The sequence below is a fragment of the Bifidobacterium sp. LH_730 genome, assembly GCF_056355835.1.
In genome coordinates, this window is the sequence record NZ_JBKETB010000014.1 from 48,616 (window position 1) to 65,717 (window position 17,102).

Annotated in this window: 15 protein-coding genes and 1 tRNA gene; 5 read left to right on the forward strand and 11 right to left on the reverse strand. The window is 64.4% G+C overall.

The features are described from left to right. Positions 1–54 precede the first annotated feature (54 nt). Positions 55–2,736 carry an ATP-dependent chaperone ClpB gene (clpB, locus tag AC1AUD_RS12275; RefSeq protein WP_476574663.1) on the reverse strand — a complete coding sequence of 894 codons (2,682 nt, stop codon included), beginning with the start codon at positions 2,734–2,736 and terminating at the stop codon, positions 55–57. Between the two features lie 409 nt (positions 2,737–3,145). Between clpB and AC1AUD_RS12280 the strand changes: the two genes are divergently transcribed. Further along, positions 3,146–4,078, forward strand: coding sequence for an AEC family transporter (locus AC1AUD_RS12280; RefSeq protein WP_476574664.1), 933 nt, complete (start codon positions 3,146–3,148; stop codon positions 4,076–4,078). A gap of 128 nt (positions 4,079–4,206) precedes the next feature. Here the strand turns inward: AC1AUD_RS12280 and AC1AUD_RS12285 are convergent, their stop codons facing one another. The 9 genes from AC1AUD_RS12285 to rpsF all read right to left on the reverse strand — a co-directional run bounded on the left by AC1AUD_RS12285 (position 4,207) and on the right by rpsF (position 10,547). Then, positions 4,207–5,022 (reverse strand): fumarylacetoacetate hydrolase family protein, encoded by an 816-nt coding sequence (locus AC1AUD_RS12285; protein WP_476574665.1) that lies wholly within the window; start codon positions 5,020–5,022, stop codon positions 4,207–4,209. A 35-nt stretch (positions 5,023–5,057) separates the two neighbouring features. Further along, a complete protein-coding gene (locus AC1AUD_RS12290; RefSeq protein WP_476574666.1) occupies positions 5,058–5,891 on the reverse strand; it encodes a YggS family pyridoxal phosphate-dependent enzyme in 834 nt (277 codons plus the stop codon). A gap of 106 nt (positions 5,892–5,997) precedes the next feature. Continuing rightward, entirely contained in the window at positions 5,998–7,170 is a 1,173-nt protein-coding gene (locus AC1AUD_RS12295; protein WP_476574681.1) for a glutamate--tRNA ligase family protein, read from the reverse strand. Positions 7,171–7,366: 196 nt separating this feature from the next. Next, positions 7,367–8,098, reverse strand: coding sequence for an MIP/aquaporin family protein (locus AC1AUD_RS12300; RefSeq protein ID WP_476574667.1), 732 nt, complete (start codon positions 8,096–8,098; stop codon positions 7,367–7,369). A gap of 203 nt (positions 8,099–8,301) precedes the next feature. Further along, positions 8,302–8,378 (reverse strand) — tRNA-Lys (locus AC1AUD_RS12305). A gap of 457 nt (positions 8,379–8,835) precedes the next feature. Continuing rightward, positions 8,836–9,282: a 50S ribosomal protein L9 gene (rplI, locus tag AC1AUD_RS12310; RefSeq protein ID WP_476574668.1), complete on the reverse strand. Its 447-nt coding sequence runs from the start codon at positions 9,280–9,282 to the stop codon at positions 8,836–8,838. A gap of 22 nt (positions 9,283–9,304) precedes the next feature. Continuing rightward, positions 9,305–9,553, reverse strand: coding sequence for a 30S ribosomal protein S18 (gene rpsR / locus AC1AUD_RS12315; RefSeq protein WP_476574669.1), 249 nt, complete (start codon positions 9,551–9,553; stop codon positions 9,305–9,307). A gap of 50 nt (positions 9,554–9,603) precedes the next feature. Next, complete coding sequence (locus AC1AUD_RS12320) at positions 9,604–10,209, reverse strand: single-stranded DNA-binding protein (protein WP_476574670.1); 606 nt, start codon at positions 10,207–10,209, stop codon at positions 9,604–9,606. Positions 10,210–10,250: 41 nt separating this feature from the next. Then, positions 10,251–10,547: a 30S ribosomal protein S6 gene (gene rpsF / locus AC1AUD_RS12325; RefSeq protein ID WP_476574671.1), complete on the reverse strand. Its 297-nt coding sequence runs from the start codon at positions 10,545–10,547 to the stop codon at positions 10,251–10,253. 309 nt (positions 10,548–10,856) lie between these two features. Between rpsF and AC1AUD_RS12330 the strand changes: the two genes are divergently transcribed. The 4 genes from AC1AUD_RS12330 to AC1AUD_RS12345 all read left to right on the forward strand — a co-directional run bounded on the left by AC1AUD_RS12330 (position 10,857) and on the right by AC1AUD_RS12345 (position 16,672). Continuing rightward, positions 10,857–11,870, forward strand: coding sequence for a ribose-phosphate diphosphokinase (locus tag AC1AUD_RS12330; RefSeq protein ID WP_476574672.1), 1,014 nt, complete (start codon positions 10,857–10,859; stop codon positions 11,868–11,870). Between the two features lie 608 nt (positions 11,871–12,478). After that, positions 12,479–14,716: an RNA degradosome polyphosphate kinase gene (locus AC1AUD_RS12335; RefSeq protein ID WP_476574673.1), complete on the forward strand. Its 2,238-nt coding sequence runs from the start codon at positions 12,479–12,481 to the stop codon at positions 14,714–14,716. Positions 14,717–14,838: 122 nt separating this feature from the next. Next, the gene (locus tag AC1AUD_RS12340; protein WP_476574674.1) at positions 14,839–15,915 is read left to right on the forward strand and encodes an NUDIX hydrolase; all 1,077 of its coding nucleotides are present in this window, start codon (positions 14,839–14,841) and stop codon (positions 15,913–15,915) included. Then, a complete protein-coding gene (locus AC1AUD_RS12345; protein ID WP_476574675.1) occupies positions 15,857–16,672 on the forward strand; it encodes a hypothetical protein in 816 nt (271 codons plus the stop codon). Before AC1AUD_RS12340 ends, AC1AUD_RS12345 begins: the two co-directional genes overlap by 59 nt. Before the next feature lie 132 nt (positions 16,673–16,804). Here AC1AUD_RS12345 and AC1AUD_RS12350 read toward each other — a convergent pair whose 3' ends face one another. Continuing rightward, positions 16,805–16,960 (reverse strand): hypothetical protein, encoded by a 156-nt coding sequence (locus tag AC1AUD_RS12350; RefSeq protein ID WP_476574676.1) that lies wholly within the window; start codon positions 16,958–16,960, stop codon positions 16,805–16,807. Positions 16,961–17,102 lie beyond the last annotated feature (142 nt).

The window sequence follows — 17,102 nt, forward strand, 5'->3', positions numbered from 1 at the left end:
CCCTCCGTCGGCCTACGGCCGCCACCTCCCTCGTCAGAGGGAGGATAGACGCACTCAGCCCTCGTCGACGAGCTTGTCGCTGGCCCAGGCGGTGAGCTCAAGGTGTTCGCCGCCGGTCTGGTCGACGAGCACGGTGTCGCCGTCGTGGACCTTGCCGGCGAGCAGCATGCGCGCAAGCTGATCGCCCACCTCGGTCTGCACGAGGCGGCGCAGCGGACGGGCGCCGTAGGCCGGGTCGTAGCCCATGTCGGCGAGCCAGGTGCGCGCCGCATCGGTCACGTCGAGCGTGATGCGACGCTCGGTCAGACGCGCCGCCACACCGGCGACCTGGATGTCGACGATGCCGCCAAGCTCCTCGCGCGTAAGCGGATGGAACATCACCGTGTCGTCGAGGCGGTTCAGGAACTCCGGCTTGAAGTTCATATGCACCGCGTCCATCACGGCCTTGCGCTTGGCATCCTCGTCCATATCCTCGTTGACGAGGAACTGCGAACCGAGGTTCGAGGTCATGATGAGGATCGTGTTCTTGAAGTCCACGGTCCGCCCCTGGCCATCGGTCAGCCGGCCATCGTCAAGCACCTGCAGCAGCACGTCGAAGATCTCCGGATTGGCCTTCTCGACCTCGTCGAACAGCACCACCGAATACGGACGACGGCGCACGGCCTCGGTGAGCTGGCCGCCCTGCTCGTATCCGACATAACCTGGGGCAGCGCCGATCAGGCGGGACACGGACGACTTCTCCATATATTCCGACATATCGATGCGCACCATGGCGCGCTCGTCATCGAAGAGGAAGTCGGCGAGCGCCTTCGCCAGCTCCGTCTTGCCGACGCCGGTGGGGCCGAGGAACAGGAAGGAGCCGGTCGGACGGTTCGGATCCGAGATGCCGGCGCGCGAACGGCGCACGGCGTCGGACACGGCCGCGATGGCTTCCTTCTGGCCGATCACGCGCTTGCCCAGGTAGTCCTCCATATGGAGCAGCTTCTCGTTCTCGCCCTGCATGAGGCGACCGACGGGAATACCGGTCCAGTCGGAGACGATCTCGGCCACGGAGTCAGCGTCCACACGGTCGGGCACCATCGGCTCGTTCGCCGGCCCGCCCAGTGCGCCGACGGCAGCGGTCGCATCGCCGTCCGTCGCACTGGCCGCGCCAGCTCCCGCCTTCTGCGCATCCGCCGCCTGTTCGGCCGCGTTCAGCTCCTTCTGGATGGCCGGAATCTCGCCATACAGAATGCGGCTCGCCTGCTCAAGGTCACCCTCGCGGGTGAATTTGTCGGCCTGCACGCGCAGATCATCGAGTTTGGCGCGCAGCTCGCCCACCTTGTTATGCCCGGCCTGCTCCGCATCCCAACGCGCCTTGAGGCCCGCAAGACGCTCACGCGCATCGGCCAGCTCGGCCTGCAGCTTGCCCAGACGATCCTTGGAGGCCGGGTCCTCGGCCTTCTTGAGCTGCATCTCCTCCATTTCCAGGCGGGTGACCTTGCGGCCAAGCTCGTCGATCTCCTCCGGAGAGGAATCAAGCTCCATGCGCAGATGCGCGGCGGCCTCGTCGACCAAATCGATGGCCTTGTCCGGCAGCTGACGGCCGGAGATATAACGGTTCGACAGCGTGGCGGCGGCCACCAGCGCATCGTCGCCGATCGTCACCTTATGGTGGGCCTCGTAACGCTGCTTCAGACCGCGCAGGATGGCGATCGTATCCTCGACGGACGGTTCGCCCACGAAGACCTGCTGGAAGCGGCGCTCCAAAGCCGGGTCCTTCTCGATGTTCTCGCGGTATTCGTCGAGCGTGGTCGCGCCGATCAGACGCAGCTCGCCGCGCGCCAGCATGGGCTTCAACATATTGCCGGCGTCCATCGAGCCCTCGGCCGCGCCCGCGCCGACGATCGTATGGATCTCGTCGATGAAGGTGATGACCTGCCCGTCCGCGTTCTTGATCTCGTTGAGCACGGCCTTCAGGCGCTCCTCGAATTCGCCGCGGTATTTCGAACCGGCGACCATGGAACCCAGGTCGAGGCTGATGAGCTTCTTGTCCTGCAGCGTGGTCGGCACGTCTCCGGCCACGATGCGTTGCGCCAGTCCTTCGACGACGGCGGTCTTGCCGACGCCGGGCTCGCCGATCAGCACCGGGTTGTTCTTCGTGCGGCGGGACAGGATCTGGATGACGCGACGGATCTCCTGATCGCGGCCGATCACTGGGTCGAGCTTGCCTTCCTTCGCGGCGGCCGTCAGGTCGGTGGAGTACTTCTCCAGCGCCTTATAGGAGCCTTCCGCGTCGGGGCTGGTCACCTTCGCGCCACCACGCACGCCGGGGACGGCCTTGCGCAGGGCCTCGGGCGTGACGCCGTTGTTCTTGAGGATGTCCGCGGACTGGTTCGGGGCCGCGGCGGCGATGCCGATAAGCAAGTGCTCGGTGGAGACGTATTCGTCTCCCATCGCCTGCATTTCCTTCTCGGCGGCGGCAAGCGCGGCGGTCAGCTGACGGCTGGCCTGCGGCTGCGAGGTGGTCGAACCAGAAGCGCTCGGCAGCGCGACCAGCGCATTGCGCACGGCGGCGCCGATGGCCTGCGGGTCGCCGCCCGCGGCCTCGATGAGCCCGCGCACCACGCCCTGTTCCTGGCGCAGCAACGCGTCCGTCAGATGCAGGGTCTCGACCTGCGCATTGCCCGCGGCCGACGCGCTTTGAATCGCGTCGCCAAGCGCTTCCTGCGCCATGGTGGTGAACTTCTGTTCCATATCATCCTCCAAAATCTCGCGCCCACCGACCGTCGGTCACGCGGGCGCATCCGTCATGTGCTGATATGCTCAACCACTTGTTCATGCATTCTATTCCCAAAACTTGAGCGAACCTGACTCAAGTTTCAAAATGAAGCCTTCGTCCCCCCTGGCATCCTGAGCAAGCGAAGCGAGTCGAAGGATCTCGACGGGGTAGATCTTCCCACCCAGGAGATCCTTCGGCTGCGCGCTGCGCGCTCCGCTCAGGATGACAAAGGACACAGCACTCTCTGTCATCCTGAGCGAAACGCGACGCGCGCAGCCGAAGGATCCCGTCACACGCAAGCGGTCCGCAATGCGCAACGACAATCGCGCGGCGCAACCCACGGACCTAGACTCGGGCAGGTTGCATATCAAGGAGAGGAATCCCATGCTGTTCCAAGCCGGCTCCCTATTGCTCGTGATCCTCGGCGCATACACACTCAAACGGCTCCATATCTTCGGCGAGCGGGACTACAAGGTGGCGCAGGGACTCGTGTTCAACCTCACACTGCCGTGTGCGATCGTGATGTCATTCGCCACGCATGACCACCCCACCAGCCTGCTGTGGCTCGTGGCCTTCGGCTTCGTCGCCGCGCTCGTGCCGCTGTTCATCGTGTTCCTCGGATCGCATCGGGATGAGCCGCGATACCGCGCCTACCAGATGCTCAACGCTTCCGGTCTCAACCTCGGCGCGTTCTGTCTGCCCGTCGTGCAGACCTTCATGGGCTCGGCGGCCGGCCTGCCGGTCATCATGATGGATATCGGCAACGCCATCGTCGCCACGGCCGCCTCGCTGACCATCACGCGCGGACTGCTGCATCTCGACGGGCCGTCCAAGTCATTGCCGTTGTCGCTGCGACTCAAGAACATCGCGCACGATTTCTATTCGTCGATCTCCTTCGACATCTACATGCTCATGCTGGTGTTCATGGCGTTCCATATCACCGTGCCGCAGCCCATCGTCACGTTGATCACGCCGTTCGCCAACGCGAACACCTTCGCATCGATGGCGATGATCGGGCTGATGATGGACGTGCCGCATGGGCGCAAGGACCGCGCCGAACTCGGCATCGTCGTCGGCTGGCGCCTGGCGTTCGGCGTCATCATCGCGCTGGCCGCATGGTTCCTGCTGCCGCTCGACGCCTCGATCCGCGAGATCGCGGTGCTCGGCGCCTTCGCACCGGTGACGATCTTCTCGACCAAGTTCACCGATTCACTGACCGGCAACGCGAAGCTCGCCGGGTTCTCGCTGACCGTCACCGGGGTGATCGGGTTGGTCATTATGACGGGGTTGCATGCGGCTTTGCCTACAACGCTATAACCATTTGACGGTCAGAACGGCCTAAGACAGGGGTGGTTGGTTATAGCGTTGCACAATCCCACAACGCTATAACCAACCACCCCCTAAAAGGCCAATATCAAGGTCAAAATGGTTATAGCGTTGTAAAGTCACCCGCGCACGACGACATTGCGCAGGTCGCCAAGCCCCTCGACATGCACGATGGCCTCGTCCCCGGGCCGCAGCGAGCCCGAGGCATTCGGCGTGCCGGTCAGGATCACGTCGCCCGGCAGCAAGGTCGAGAACGAGGAGATCGCGGCGATCTGCTCGGGGATGCCATGGATCAGATTCGCGGTGGTGCCGGAGGCCTCGGGCACATCCTCGCCATTCAAGGTGAACGAGATATGCGCGTCGCGCCAGTTGAGCTCGGTCTCGATCCACGGGCCGAGCGGGCAGGCGGTGTCGAAGCCCTTGGCGCGCGTCCACATCGGGTCCTTGCCCTGCAAATCGCGCAGCGTCACGTCGTTGACGCAGGTGAAGCCGAGCACATAATCCATCGCCTCGTTGACGCTCACGTTCTTCGCGATGCGTCCGATGACGACGGCCACCTCGGGCTCGAAATTCATGTCGTCCGAGCACGACGGGAACACAATCGGATCGTCGGGGCCGATCACGGCGGTCGAGGGCTTGGTGAAGATCATCATATCCTCGGGCGCGTGCGCGATGTCGGAATGGCCGGCCTCGTGCATGAACCGCGCATGGGCCTCGTAGTTCTTGGCCAGGCCGAAGACCTTGGAGGGGATCACCGGCGCAAGAAGGCGGATGCCCTCGGCGTCGAGCGCGTAGCGGTTGCCGGTGGGGCGCACCTGCGCGGAGGACAGCGGATAGCCGTCGATTTCGACCAGATAGTCCTTCTCCTCGGCCTCGTCATACTGCACGAAGGCATAGCGCGGGGAGTCATTGAGCGAAAAACGTGCGATTCTCATATGCCCCACCCTACCCGCGCCGGGGGCCAAGAATCTCAGATGAAGGCGCGTTCGCCGAAGATGGCGGTGCCGACGCGCACGATGGTGGAGCCTTCGGCGATGGCGAGCGCCATATCCTGCGTCATACCCATCGATAGTTCGACGCAATGCTCGGTGCCGGTCGCACCCGAAGCGAGGATCTGGTCGCGCGTGCGGCGCAGATGGGCGAAGCCTCGACGGATAACCGCCTCGTCGTCCACATGGGCGCCGATGGTCATCAGGCCCTGCAAATCCAAGCCGCCCATCGCGCCGATGCGCTGCGCCAGATCGATGGCATGGCTGGGCGCACAGCCTGATTTGCTTTCCTCACCGGATTCGTTGACCTCCAGCAGCACACCCACGCTGATGCCGCGCGCGACGGCCCGGCGGGAGATCTTCTCGGCCAATTCGATGGAGTCCACCGCCTCGATGGTGTCCACAACAGGCAATACCTTGCCGATTTTGTTGCTCTGCAGTTGGCCGATGAGATGGAAAGGGATATGCGGTCGCGCAGCCGCGCTAGCGTCAGCGTCAGCGGCGCCGCCGGCCACACCCAGGTCATATCCACGTTCGGCGCACAACCTCGCCAGTCCGTCTGCCTTGGCCACCACTTCCTGCGGCCGGTTCTCGCCAATCATCCGCACGCCGGCATCGATGGCGGCCATGATCTCGCCCACGTCACGCGTCTTGGTGGCGGCCAGCAACTTGACCTCACCCGCCGCCCGCCCGGCCGCCGCCTCGGCTTCGGCGATGCCATCGAGCACCCGGCGCACGCCGTCGGCGATCTGCCGCGCACGCGCCGGGTCGATGGTCTCGTTGGCCAGATCCTTGTGATCCATATAAGCCGTCATATCGCTCCCCTACTGTCGGTCCGCATTCCATCGTATCCATGCGCACGACGGGATGCGCCGGGCGTCTGTCGCAAGCGGGACGAGCGCCCGTTCTCCACCCAACGCATCATACGAATGGATCGTCCGGCACAGCGCGGTCGGCGTGTTCGGCGCACAGTGGCGCCCAGGAAAAGTCGCCAAGCAGATCCTGCGGCGCGCACGGCGCAGGTTCGGGAATCAGCCGCAGCAGCCATGCGCAATAACCGACCACCTGCTCGGCCTTGATCTCCCGCGCACGCAACGCTCCCAAGTCCAGCGATCGCTCGCGCTTGGCGAGCCGTCTCCCGGCCGCGTTGTCCACCAGCGGAAGATGGGAATACCGCGGATGCCACGGCGTATACGTCGATGCTCCGATTTCGTGCGCTTCCTCCGGGGCAGCGGCATTGCGCGTCTCCAACGCACCGTCGTCCGCACGCAAATCTCCGGATCTCCGGGGCGCGGCCTCGCATTCGAACCCCACGCTGCCCACCAGCCCTCGCAGATGCTCCTGCAAAGCCGTGGAACGCAGCAAATCACGCCCGCGCACGATGTCGGTGACGCCCATAAGCAAATCGTCGATCGTGACGACGAACTGGTAGGCGAATAGCCCGTCAGCGCGCCGCATCACCGTGTCGCCCAGATCGCGCGCCAGATTGAACCGCTGCGAGCCAAACACCTCGTCGTCGAAACTCACATCCCGCTCGGACACGGCCAGACGCAGGGAATGCCGCCGCCCCTCGGACAGACGCGCGCGCATCTCATCGGGATGCTCGCACGCAAGCCGGCGACAGGTGCCGGGATACACGACAAAACCGTCGCCCTCCTGTGGCGCGGAGGCGGCGCGGATATCCGCACGGGAACAGAAGCAGGGATATATGGTCGGAGCCGACTGATTTGCCTCCGCCGGCAGCACGGCGGCACCGTCCGCCACGCCCATATCGTCCGCAGACGCGCATGCGGCCATTCCCGCGGCATCTGCCGCAATGCAGCACCCATCCCGCAACCGCTCCAACGCATCTTCGTAAAGATCCAGCCGCTCGGATTGATAGACGGGTTCACCGTCCCAATCAAGCCCCAGCCACGTCAGATCATCCATGATCCAGCGGTCGGCGTCGGGCAGCACACGGGGACGGTCGATGTCCTCGATGCGCAGCAGCATCCGTCCCTCCCGGGAGCGCGAGGACAGCCATGCGGCGAGCATCGCGTAGGCATTGCCCAGATGCATACGCCCCGAGGGCGTGGGGGCGAACCGCCCGATCACGGGCGAATCCGCCGCGCCGCGCGCAGAGGGCCCAGACAACGTGTATTGCGTCATACCGACCATCCTATGCGCGTTTCCGTCGCGGCCGGCGTCGCGGGGACTCCCCGGCTGCCGACGGAATGTCCGGTTCCGCAAGACAAAACCCGGCCCGCGGCAATACCGCGAACCGGGCGTTGAATCATATTCCCGCCGTTCGTCAGGCGAAGAACACGTTGAAGAGGAACGCGCCGACGATGGCGCCGAAGATGGGGGCGACGACCGGAATCCACGCTTCGTTCCAACGCGACGAACCCTTGTGGGAGATCGGCAGGATGGCGTGCAGCAGACGCGGCATGAGGTCGCGGGCCGGGTTCAGGCCGGGGCCGGTGGCGCCGCCCATGGAGGTCACCAGACCCCACACGATGAAGCCGACGACGATGGACGCCGCGGCCAGATCCTGCTTGCCCCACGGCAGCGACAGGCAGCACAGCGCGCCGAGCACCAACACCAGCGTGCCGAAGAACTCGTTGAGGAAGTAGTTGGACTTGGAGTTCTCGGCGTCGGTGGTCGAGAAGGTCGCGAAGATGGCATTCGGATCGTCGGTGTCGCGGTAGTGGGGGTAATAGATCGCAAAGACGACGAGCTGGCCGGCGAGGGCGCCGAGCAGCTGCGCGATGATGTACGGCAGCACAAGGGCCCAGTCGAACATGCCGTTGACGGCCTGGGCGATGGTCATGGCCGGGTTGATGTGCGCGCCCGAGATGGAGCCGAACATCAGCACCGGGAACATGACGCCGAAGCCGTACCCCATCGCGATGTTGAGCCAGCCGGCATGGTGGCCCTTGGTGTTCTTGAGCTCGACGTTGGCGACCGCGCCGTTGCCGAAGATCATGAGGATGGCGGTGCCGAAGAATTCGGCGGCAAGTTTGGTGAACAGGCTTACTTCCACTGGATTTCTTTTCTCTCGATTACTTATACCAACAAAAACCCGCCTTATGGCGAAACGGAGCGCTACGCGCACATCTTTTGCTGGCTCGGAGGCATAGCCTCCTCGCACGCGTCTAAAAACAGTCCACCGGACTGTTTTCTTAACGCCGCGTCCCCTCCGCCGGGGGCACCAATGAAAAAACCCGCCTTTCGGCGGGTTTTCATTGGTGCCCCCTCAGGGATTCGAACCCTGGACACGCTGATTAAGAGTCAGCTGCTCTAACCAACTGAGCTAAAGGGGCGTTGGTCTTGGAAGTTCTCACTTCTTGAGCCGAGTGATAACTATACTCAGGATCTTCCGGAGCGCAAACTCGGCGTGTCGCACCACCGCCAACGTTACCTGCGCGCCGTAATGTGGAGCGCAGGTAACGCCTGGATGCCTCTCAGCGTGGTCCGCGCTCCGCCAACAGGCGTAGAGGTAACGCTAGCGAACCTCAGCGTTATCTTCACGCCATCTTGCGGAGCATGGGCAACGCTAAGCTCCCTGCCAGCGTTACCGCCACGCTATCTTATGGAACGCAAGTAACGCTGAATCCCCTTCCAACGTTACTGGCGCACCACAATGTGGCGCACAGACCACGCGATAAGAAAACCCTCCGCCCGCGAACATGCGCGGAACGGAGGGTCTCGATGCTTAAGCTCAGACATGCAGTCTGATGGAATCCGGCGCCCCACCGAAGCAGGGTCAGCCGGAATGAATCACTCGGCGACGACCTTCACGAAGAAGGAGGCGACGATTTCCGGGTGCAGGGTGACCTTGGCCGGGAATTCGCCCGTGGTCTTGATCGTCTCGACCTCGATGGCCTTCGGATCGACCGGGGCCTTGTCGGCCAGAGCCTTGGCGATGGCGTCGGCGGACACGCCGCCGAACAGCTTGCCGGACTCGCTCACCTTGGCGGCGATGGTCACGGCGGTGCCCTCGATCAGGTCCTTGGCAGCCACGGCGCCCTCGCGGGTGGCGATGGCCTTGGCCAGACGAGCGCGGCGCATGGCCGCGATCTGGGCCTCGGCGCCCTTGTTCCACGCAAAGGCGAGGCCCTGCGGGATCAGGTAGTTGCGGGCGTAGCCGGACTTGACCTCGACGACGTCACCGGAGTGACCGAGGTTGGCGACGGTCTTGGTGAGGATAACCTTGGTATCAGCCATGATGCTATTCCTTTCCCTTGCCTCAGCGACCCGAGGTGGCGTAGGGCAGCAGGGCCATCTCGCGGGCGTTCTTGATCGCCTTGGAGATCTTGCGCTGCTCCTGCACGGTGACGCCGGTGATGCGACGGGAACGGATCTTGCCGCGATCGGAGATGAACTTGCGCAGCAGCGCGACGTCCTTGTAATCGATCTCGGTGACCTTCGCCGCCTTCAGCGGATTCGGCTTCTTCTTGAACGGCTTGACCGGGGCTTGCGGCCTCTTGCGTGCCATGATGTTCTCCTTATAAAACTGATGGTTCGTTATGCGTCGATCGCAATCGATCAGAACTCGGGCTCGTCGCCGCCTCCGAAATCGGAGGAGCCGCCGAAGGTGGTGAAACCGTCGTTCGACGGGGCGCCGCTGCTCCAGGGATCGGCCGCGGGAGCCTGCGCGGGTTGCGCCGCGGGGGCCTGTGCCGCCTGGGCGCCGTATCCGGCGCCTCCCTGATATCCGGCGCCGCCGGAATATCCGCCGCCGTAGCCGCCATTGCCGCCGCGATTGCCCTGGAAGCCGCCCTGCGAGGACGACTGACGGGTCACCTGTGCGGTGGCGTAGCGCAGCGAGGGGCCGATCTCGTCGATCTGCATCTCGACAACGGTGCGGTTGGAGCCGTCCTGCGCCTGATAGGAACGCTGCTGCAGACGGCCCTGCGCGATCACGCGCATGCCCTTGGCGAGGCTGTTCGCGCAATGGTCGGCGAGGTCACGCCACGCGGAGCAGCGCATGAACAGCGCCTGTCCGTCCTCCCACTGGTTCGTGTTGCGATTGAACGAACGCGGGGTGGAGGCGATGGTGAAGCTCGCCACGGTCGCGCCGCTGCCAATGGTGCGCAGCTCGGGGTCGGCCGTGAGGTTGCCCACGATGGTGATGGTCGTCTCTCCTGCCATGACGCTACCTTCTTCGGTTCTGTCGATGCTGGGCTAACGCTTTACTTGGCGTCCTTACGAAGGATCTTCGTACGGATCACGGATTCGTTGAGGTTCAGGACACGGTCGAGCTCGTCGGAAACGGCCGGCTCGGCGGTGTAGGTCACCACGACGTAGTTGCCTTCGTTCTTGCCCTCGATCTCATAGGCAAGCTTGCGGCGGCCCCAGTAATCGGGCTCATCGACAACGCCGCCCTCCTTGGTGACGAGCTCCAGATACTGCTCGGTCAGCTTCTTCAGACCGCGCTCATCCAGCTCGGGATCGGCGATGAACATCAGTTCGTACTTATGCGCAGACATCACCCACCTCCTTCGGACTATTCGGCCGCGGACCTTCCGCGGCAGGAGTGTGTATACGCGCCGCCCGCCCCGCTCGCCGATGGCGCGCGCCGGCTGGGCAACTTGCCGATGATATCCCGCTCGCCGGACAGCTTCCGCCGTACCTCTATTAGATATCGAAAAGGCGCGCTCCCATGGGGATGTCGGAGCGCTGCGGGGAATGGATACAGGAGGAGGGACGCGCATGCAACTCGCCGGACGCGGGATCGGCGAGGGGATTGTACACTGGTGTCGGCCCCTGATAATCCCTCTTATGCGAAAAGGCGGAACATGTCGGCGATCCTCGAAGGCACCCCGGACAAGCGATTGGCGTTGGTGACGGGACGTGCGTACCCGCAGCTGGCTGCCGAGACCGCGCGATATCTCGGCACCGAGGTGTTGGAGACCACCGCCTATGACTTCGCGAACGGCGAGATGTACGTGCGGTTCACCGAGCCCGTGCGCGGCGCGGATGTCTTCGTCATGCAGTGCCACTCGGGCGACATCAACAAATGGATCATGGAGCAGCTGCTCATGATCGACGCCCTCAAGCGCGCCTCTGCCCGCTCGATCACGGTCGTCGCGCCCTTCCTGGGCTATTCCCGTCAGGACAAGAAGCACCAGGGCCGCGAACCGATCACCGCGCGTCTGATGTTCGACCTGTTCCAAGGCGCCGGCGCCAACCGCATCATGACCGTCGACCTGCACGCCGCGCAGGAGCAAGGATTCTTCGACGGACCGGTCGACCATTTGACGGCCATGCCGGTGCTGCTCGACTATGTGCGCGGCGCGATGCCGCTGGACAACACGACGATCGTCTCCCCCGACGCGGGACGCATCAAGGTCTCCGAGCAATGGGCGGCCAAGCTGGGCAACCTTCCGCTGGCCTTCATCCACAAGCAGCGCGACATCACGCGCCCGAACCATGCCGAGGCGCATGGCATCATCGGCGAGGTCGACGGCCGCGACTGCGTGGTCGTCGACGATATGATCGACACGGCCGGCACGATCTGCGAGGCCGTGCGCACGCTCAACGAGGCCGGCGCGAAATCGGTCACGCTCGTGGCCACGCATGGCTTGCTCTCCGGACCTGCCGTCGAGCGACTCGCGGACTGCGGCGCCAAGGAGATCGTGCTCACCGACACCGTGCCGGTGCCCGAGGAGAAGCGTCTGCCGAATATGACCGTGCTGTCGGTCGCGCCGCTGCTGGCCGCCGGCATCCGCTCGGTCTTCGAGGAGGGCTCCGTCGCCACGCTGCTCGAGGGCCTGCCCGAGGATATGCGCCCGCGCAATATCTACGCCTAGGCCTTACTAAAACCTTTTATTGATAAGCGAGCTGCCACCCCGGTGCCAGCTCGCTTTTTCATTGGCCGCGCAAAAAACGAGAAGCCCCACCTTGGTGGGACGGAACAGTCCAGTGGACTGTTCCGTGATAAAAACGGCGAAGCTCAGAAAAACGAAGGACCCCGCCGTAGCGAGGTCCTTCTCAAGAACATCCGAGGGACAGAATCTCTGCACAACATCATCGTCGTAACGGTAAGTCTTTCCAATACCCGCTCAACGTAACGGTCCCTTTTGACCATACACTCTTGTGGGGCTCTGCCGCTGTTCAGTTGTTCTTGTACCTCATAATCTAGGCGCGCCCCGGTCTCCCCGCAACTCAGGGCGGCCCTTTGTGCGGATTTTTTCGCAACTGTTCATTACTTGTTCCGAACACGAAGAAGCCGTCATTTTGTGTGCGGTTCACGCGGCGAAACTGTGCGCTGCTGTTCGTTTGCGGCGTGTCGCACAACGCTCCCGAGAACGCTCACAATCACTCCAAATCGCACCATTCCACGCCGCTATGTGAACTCACGTTGAATTTTGACGCTTCCTTCTCGACCGGCGGCGAACCAGCGCCTAGAGTATGGGATATGGCACAGATATTTGACGCACCCTCGAAGGCGATCCTGCGCAGCCAGATCGCCGAGCACATTGCGGAGACGGACAAGAACGACCGCCGCGAGACCCTCGAAGGCGAGGCCCCGCTGCCCAAGGACCGCTTCTTCGACCGCGAACTGAGCTGGCTCAAGTTCAACAAGCGCGTGCTGGAGCTCGCCCAGGACGAGGAGCTGCCGCTCATCGAGCGCGCCAGCTTCGCCGCGATCTTCGCGAACAACCTCGACGAGTTCTTCATGGTCCGTGTGGCCGGCCTCAAGCGCCGCATCGACTCGGGCATCGCCGTCCCCTCGCCGGCCGGCCTGAGCCCCCGCCAGCAACTGCGCGCGATCAGCGAGCAGGCGCACCGCCTGCAGGACGAGCACGCCCGCTATGTGGTCGACCACATCCTGCCCGCGCTGGCAGACGAGCGCATCGTGCTGCTCAGCTGGGACAAGCTCACCACCGAGGAGCAGGAGCGCCTGAGCCGCTACTACCGCCAGCAGGTCTTCCCGGTCCTCACCCCTCTGGCCGTCGACCCGGCGCACCCCTTCCCCTATATCTCCGGCGGCTCCATCAACCTCGCGGTGCTCGTCGAGAACCCGAACTCCGGCAAATCGCATTTCGCGCGCGTGAAGATCCCGGGCAACCTCAACCGTCTCGTCCCCGTCGACGATATGACCGACGAGGAGGCGAAGGAGGAGCGCTATGGCTTCATCACGATGGAGAACCTCATCATCGCGCACCTCGAATCGCTGTTCCCGGGCATGATCATCAAGGAGGCGCGTTCGTTCCGCGTCACCCGCAACGAGGATATCGACGTCGAGGAGGATGACGCCGAGAACTTGCTCAATGCGATGGAGAAGGAGCTGCTGCGCCGCCGTTTCGGACCGCCGATCCGTCTCGAGATCTCCGATGAGACCAGCCCCTTCCTTTCCCAGCTGCTCGCCGACCAGCTGCGCGTGCGCCCCGACGAGGTCTACCGCCTGCCCGCGCCGCTCGACGCGACCGTGCTCTTCGAGCTCGGCGGCATCGACCGGCCCGACCTCAAGTACCGCCAGTTCATCCCGTCGACGAACCGGCAGATCGCCGAGGTCGAGTCCTCCCGCGCGCAGGACATCTTCGCCGCCATCCGCGAGCGCGACATCCTGCTGCACCATCCGTATGACTCCTTCTCCACCTCGGTGCAGGCCTTCCTTGAGCAGGCCGCGGCCGATCCGAAGGTGCTCGCCATCAAGCAGACCCTGTATCGCACCAGCTCCCACTCGCCGATCATCGACGCGCTGATCGACGCCGCGCACGCCGGCAAGCAGGTGCTGGCGCTGGTCGAGATCAAGGCGCGCTTCGACGAGGACGCCAACATCGCGTGGGCGCGCAAGCTCGAACGCGCCGGCGTGCACGTCGTCTACGGCATCGTGGGACTCAAGACGCACTGCAAGCTCATCGAGGTGGTGCGTCAGGAGCAGGACGGTCTCAAGCGTTACTGCCATGTGGGCACCGGCAACTACAACCCGAAGACCGCGCGCATCTACACCGATCTGGGCCTGCTGACCTGCGATCCGGTGGTCGGCCAGGATTTGACGCGCCTGTTCAACCAGCTCTCCGGCTACGCGCCCAAGTCGAGCTTCCACCGGCTGCTGGTCGCGCCGCGCACCGTGCGCACCGGCCTGATCCAGCGCATCCGCCGCGAGGAGGAGGCCGCCCGCGCCGGCAAGGAGGCGTGGATCAAGATCAAGGTCAACTCGGTCGTCGACGAGAAGACCATCGACGCGCTCTACCGCGCCTCGCAGGCTGGCGTCAAGATCGATATCGTCGAACGCGGCATCTGCTCCCTCAAGCCCGGGGTGCCGGGGCTGAGCGAGAACATCCGCGTGCGTTCGATCCTCGGTCGATTCCTCGAGCACAGCCGCATCTACGCCTTCTGCAATTCGGACGGCCCGTCGATCGGCGAGGGGCCCGCCGCCGGCCCGGAGGTGTGGATCGGCTCGGCCGATCTCATGCACCGCAATCTCGACCGCCGCGTCGAGGCGCTGGTGCGCGTCACCGCGCCCGAGCAGGTCGAGGAGCTCATTCACTACGTCGACCTGCAGATGGCCGATTCGACGGTGTCGTGGCATATGCAGCCCGATGGCACCTACGTGCGCCATGCGAAGGACGGCGAGGGCCGTCCGCTGGTCGACAGCCAGGAATATCTGATCCGCAGCCATCAGCGCCGCCGTCGTTCGTCCAACTGAACGACGTTGATATAGCGAATAGCTCAACCTCCTTCACCACGATGGCCGGTCCCCGACGGGGCCGGCCATCGGCGTATCGGTTGACGACTACGTAGCCTTGCGGAGGTTTTACAATGATTACGATGGCAAGCAGCAAAATCAGAACCACCGTCGAAGCGGCCGGCGGCATACTGTATCGTCGCCGCGGCGGACAGGCGTTTGAGGAATCGGGAACGCCGGCCAAACCGATCGACGGCATCGAGGTATGCCTGGTGCACCGCCCGAAATACGACGACTGGAGCTGGCCGAAGGGCAAGGTCGATCCCAACGAATCCCATCGGCATGCGGCCGTGCGGGAGATCGGCGAGGAGACGGGACTGCCGGTGGCGCTCGGGCCGTGGCTCGGGGAGGTCGAATATCCGCTCGCCGAGGAGGGACATCGCAAGCGGCACACCCGCAATCGCAACGTCGATACGAAGCATGTTGTGTATTGGATGGCGAGGCCGATCGACGACGGGCAGGAGGCGGCGCGGCTGGCGCAGGCCTTCGGACCCGTGCACAAGGCCGACGTGGGCGAGATCGACGAGATCGTCTGGCTGCCGGTGGGCGAGGCGAGGCGCAGGCTCACGCATTCCAGCGACCGGGACATCCTCGCGCTGTTCGTCGACCGGATCGAGGAGGGCGCGGCGGAGGCGACGCCCGTCATCATCGTGCGCCACGGCAAGGCGGAGGCGCGCAAATCCTGGAAGGGCACGGATGCGAACCGGCCGATCACGCCGCGCGGCGCCGCCGCGGCCTATGCGCTGACCGACGAGCTGGCCTGTTTCAATCCAGTGCGGCTGGCGACCTCGCCGTGGATCCGCTGCGTGGAGACGCTGCAGATGTTCGCATGGCAGGTCGGGCGGGATATGACCTTCCTCGAACCGCTCACGGAGGATGCCTTCGCCGCCGATCCCGACGCGGCGTGGGATTGCTTCCGCGACCAGATACAGGCGGCCTGCGAATCCGGGCAGGCCACGGCGATATGCATGCACCGGCCCGTCATCGGCGGCATATTCGCACATCTGCGCGCATTGTGCGCGTCCAAATCCCTGTCCAAGCGGCTGATCGCGAAAAGCCCGTATATGCCCACCGGCACCGCGGTGGCCCTGTTCGTGACCGATGGCGCGAACGGGCCCGCGATCATCGATATTCAGAAGGTCGTTCCCCTTGTCCACTAATTCGCTTCGTTTCGGCTCCGGATCCGTCATCGCCAGCCGCGCGTCCGGATTCACCCACACCGGCTCGCCGCGCCCCGCGCGCCCCGGACAGCTCGACGCGGCCATGGCCGAGGGACTGGCCGGCGGCATGGATCCGGCGCAGCTCAGCGAGATGGCGCATCTGTCGGCCGCCGCGCTGCTGGACCGCGTGCGGCACAGCGAGGACCCGGCCGTGGTATCGCGTGTGTTGACGCTGGTCGAAACGCAGGGAGTCGATGAGATCGCCGAATTGTGGAGCGATGCCGAGCCCGATTCTCTGCCGGGGATCCTGTGGCGGCTCTACATGCTGCGCTCCTGGATGCGCGGGCGCAGCGAGGCGATCGCGCGGCTGTGGCGCGTCGGCGAGCCGGTGGCGACCAGCGCCTCGGCCATCGCCGGCGTGGACGCCGCGCCTTGTGAAGAGGACATCGTGCGCCTGGCCGATTCCATTCTCTCCGGCGCGTTCACCGGCGATTTCGCGGTGGCGCTGGAGCGCGCCGCAGCCTTCACCGATGTGGTGGCGCTGGGCTTGACCGCCGAGGCAAAGCGGATGACGGCCATGGCCGCGGCCAGCGCGGCTGACGCAGCCCACGCCGCCCACGCAGCCGACCCGCACACCGACGAGAAAGCCATCCGCACCAAGGCCGCGCGCCTGATGCACACCGCCGGCAACCTCCTCGCCACCGCCAAAGACTTCAACCACGGCGCGCACCTGTGGCGCCGCGGGCGACTGGAGTAGGGGCGGGCACGTTCAACAGTGATGCTTTGGAGCAAACAGATACTGCGTTGAAGATGAGCCAGTGCACACCACGCACGATTGTCAGGTTGCGGGCGCGGCACCCGTAAGAGGCAACCGCGTCGTCAATGACCGCTACACGAGGAGCCTCAGCAGCTGATAGAGCTGCCACAGCCCGCGCACATTGAAGCGCGTCCCATCAACCGTGGCGAACGCCTCGCCATCGCCCACATGGACGATCACACTGCGCCCGTTCACGGTCAGAGCCCCGCGCATCGTGATATGATTCATTTCGCAACCTTTGGTTAGGGGCGAAAGCCGATAACCAGTCAAGGCTCGGTATTGAACCGCACCCCGATTGTTGGACTGAAGAAATTCAGATTCGATGATTGGAGGTGTGGTTCTTTCGTATGCGAGAGGATCGAAGGAAACG

Excerpts from the sequence above, each read along its gene's own strand:
- AC1AUD_RS12345 (WP_476574675.1), top strand. The coding sequence starts at position 15,857 with ATGGCGCGAACGGGCCCGCGATCATCGATATTCAGAAGGTCGTTCCCC.
- AC1AUD_RS12330 (WP_476574672.1), top strand. The coding sequence starts at position 10,857 with ATGTCGGCGATCCTCGAAGGCACCCCGGACAAGCGATTGGCGTTGGTG.
- AC1AUD_RS12290 (WP_476574666.1), bottom strand. The coding sequence starts at position 5,891 with ATGACGGCTTATATGGATCACAAGGATCTGGCCAACGAGACCATCGAC.
- clpB (WP_476574663.1), bottom strand. The coding sequence starts at position 2,736 with ATGGAACAGAAGTTCACCACCATGGCGCAGGAAGCGCTTGGCGACGCG.
- AC1AUD_RS12350 (WP_476574676.1), bottom strand. The coding sequence starts at position 16,960 with ATGAATCATATCACGATGCGCGGGGCTCTGACCGTGAACGGGCGCAGT.
- AC1AUD_RS12280 (WP_476574664.1), top strand. The coding sequence starts at position 3,146 with ATGCTGTTCCAAGCCGGCTCCCTATTGCTCGTGATCCTCGGCGCATAC.
- AC1AUD_RS12285 (WP_476574665.1), bottom strand. The coding sequence starts at position 5,022 with ATGAGAATCGCACGTTTTTCGCTCAATGACTCCCCGCGCTATGCCTTC.
- rplI (WP_476574668.1), bottom strand. The coding sequence starts at position 9,282 with ATGGCTGATACCAAGGTTATCCTCACCAAGACCGTCGCCAACCTCGGT.
- AC1AUD_RS12340 (WP_476574674.1), top strand. The coding sequence starts at position 14,839 with ATGGCAAGCAGCAAAATCAGAACCACCGTCGAAGCGGCCGGCGGCATA.
- rpsR (WP_476574669.1), bottom strand. The coding sequence starts at position 9,553 with ATGGCACGCAAGAGGCCGCAAGCCCCGGTCAAGCCGTTCAAGAAGAAG.
- rpsF (WP_476574671.1), bottom strand. The coding sequence starts at position 10,547 with ATGTCTGCGCATAAGTACGAACTGATGTTCATCGCCGATCCCGAGCTG.
- AC1AUD_RS12320 (WP_476574670.1), bottom strand. The coding sequence starts at position 10,209 with ATGGCAGGAGAGACGACCATCACCATCGTGGGCAACCTCACGGCCGAC.
- AC1AUD_RS12335 (WP_476574673.1), top strand. The coding sequence starts at position 12,479 with ATGGCACAGATATTTGACGCACCCTCGAAGGCGATCCTGCGCAGCCAG.